This is a genomic window from Okeania sp., assembly GCF_983059655.1.
This window is the reverse complement of the sequence record NZ_CEZPJD010000999.1, coordinates 1-2,485: the sequence shown is the minus strand read 5'-3', so window position 1 is coordinate 2,485 and position 2,485 is coordinate 1. Positions and strand designations below refer to the sequence as shown.

2 protein-coding genes are annotated in these 2,485 nt (G+C 37.6%); one reads left to right on the top strand and one right to left on the bottom strand.

Translation table 11 applies throughout. The features are described from left to right. Nucleotides 1–324: 324 nt before the first annotated feature. A complete protein-coding gene (locus AC3DU7_RS31060; protein ID WP_488043090.1) occupies nucleotides 325–804 on the bottom strand; it encodes an NINE protein in 480 nt (159 codons plus the stop codon). A gap of 860 nt (nucleotides 805–1,664) precedes the next feature. Here AC3DU7_RS31060 and acsF point away from each other — a divergent pair. Continuing rightward, on the top strand, nucleotides 1,665–2,485 hold an 821-nt coding region (acsF, locus tag AC3DU7_RS31055), incomplete at its 3' end, for a magnesium-protoporphyrin IX monomethyl ester (oxidative) cyclase (RefSeq protein ID WP_488043089.1).

Here is a 2,485-nt window from a genome sequence, read left to right as displayed (position 1 = left end):
CCCTTGGAACTGGAATGATCTAATTACCATTCCCACACTTTGCTGATGCACTACCGGAAGATCCATGCTTCTCATTTTATTAAGCTCATGAAACGGCGTGCCAAAAAATTTTCCGTTGCATCCTCACCAAAATTGTGATATTCTATGGCTTATAAGGTGTTGCTCGACTATACGCATGACTTTTTATTCAACTAAAGAGGGTATAGGTTCAATTGGGATAGAACTCCGTTCCGCTTTCCGTAATATAAAGACGGAGCCTAGCAGCAGCCAAATCGCGAATGTTGTAGAAAGGAAAATCAATGTAAAGACTATTGATTAGCCAAATTACAACTCATGGAAATCGTAAATTACAATACCTGTCTCTGGATGGTTATCCACACTAACATAACCAGTTTTGAGCATTTCCTTGAGAGCCTCTTCTACTTCTAGAAAGCTAGCTCCTGTTGCCATAACCCCCTGACTAACAGACAACTTTCCTCCTTTAGTAGAAGCTGACCTGAGTAAAGCAACCATTAACTGTTGACGGGTTTGTGGAGGAGAAGCTTTCATAGAAACCGCCCCATTCGATTGATATAGTGGCACTCCTTGGGATGAAATACCTAATTTTGCTTTGACTTTAGTGTTGTGTTCTTCTACCATATTGGGAATTAACAACAAATCAATAAATTGGCCTATTCCAAATAAACCTCCAGTAAAGAGCCAAAGTAGACCTGTCAAAATTTTGCCATTGTATAAACGATGGCATCCGTTAAGACCTAGGATGCAAGCTCCCCAAAATAGGTAACTGTATCTTATACTATTCATTTAGTCCCAAAAATTACTTTTCTGAAATTAATATACTGTTTTGCCTAGTCACTTAATTTTCGTTATGGGCACTTAGTATTATTATCATCTTAGTCCAAGAAGATAGTGCTGAAAACAGTAATAATTCCAAATATCTTAGGAAGTAGAATAATAATGGGCTATTTCTTATAGGTATAGATACTTGGCGTTGCTGAATTGAAGTATGAATGCCCGATTGTTTGGTTCTAGTCCATACCCCCGCGCATCCCCCAATTCTGGGGGACTTTTAGAGTTTTATCCCCCCCAAAATTGGCTTGCTCGGGGGGCAAAATCATACCCTAATTCAGTAACGCCAGATACTTTGCAATTCTTAACTAAAACTTTGCACTTCAGTCCCCTAGACCTTGATAGACTATTATACATGTTGAAAGAGGACTCCTGTTATAATCGCTCTTATTTAATAGTGAGACGGGGCGTATAAACGTCGCGGGAAACCCATGTAGACAGCCCTCATGAATTTCAACCAGAAAAATAATTGAGCAATACGCACGCGCATTTTTGGCGTTATAATCATATCAATAGCCGTGGGGCACATGGTTGAATAAAAAGCTTGTGGAGATGGTCTGACGGGGGTGCAACTCAACTTGTTTGATTTGTTATCTAGTTAAGAATCTGTGAAACAAGAATCTCCCGTTATAATCGATAGATCTAACGTTGAGAGTGTCAAATAGCGTGGAAAATATAGTAATTTCTTGCTCATTCTCCAAACTGTAGACCATATAGATGGTGCAGATAAAAAAACAGGGGAGAAAGTTAAAGACATCTAAAAATACCCCACACTACCAGCCATAGATTCATAAATTAAGAAAACAACAAAACTTATGGTAGATTCTCTAAAAAAACCAGATTTTCAAGAAATGCGACCAGGGGTTAAAGTTCCCTCGAAAGAAACTATCCTAACTCCTAGATTCTACACAACAGATTTTGATGAGATGGCTAAAATGGACATCTCCGTAAATGAAGATGAATTGATAGCTATTCTAGAAGAATTTCGTACTGATTATAACCGCCATCATTTTGTTCGGGATGAAGAATTTGCCCAATCATGGGATCATATTGATGGGGATACTCGTAGGCTATTTGTTGAATTTCTAGAGCGTTCTTGTACAGCTGAATTTTCTGGTTTTTTACTCTACAAAGAATTGGGTCGTCGTCTCAAAGATAAAAGCCCTGTTTTGGCTGAATGTTTCAATTTAATGTCACGGGATGAAGCTCGTCATGCAGGTTTTTTAAATAAGGCAATGTCAGATTTTAATCTATCATTAGATTTAGGATTTCTGACTAAGAGTCGTAAGTATACTTTCTTTAAACCAAAGTTTATTTTCTACGCTACTTATCTATCGGAAAAAATTGGTTATTGGCGCTACATTACTATCTATCGTCATTTAGAAGCTCATCCAGAAGATAGAATTTATCCTATTTTCCGTTTCTTTGAAAATTGGTGTCAGGATGAAAATCGTCATGGAGATTTCTTTGATGCCATTATGAGGGCACAACCACAAATTTTAAATGACTGGCAAGCAAAATTGTGGTGTAGATTTTTCTTACTTTCTGTGTTTGCTACTATGTATTTGAATGACGTTCAAAGAGCTGATTTTTATGCGGCTATTGGTTTGAATGCTCGTGATTATGATAAGTATGT

What these genes read in the sequence shown, in the direction of transcription:
- AC3DU7_RS31060 (WP_488043090.1), bottom strand. Translation starts at nt 804, where the DNA reads ATGAATAGTATAAGATACAGTTACCTATTTTGGGGAGCTTGCATCCTA.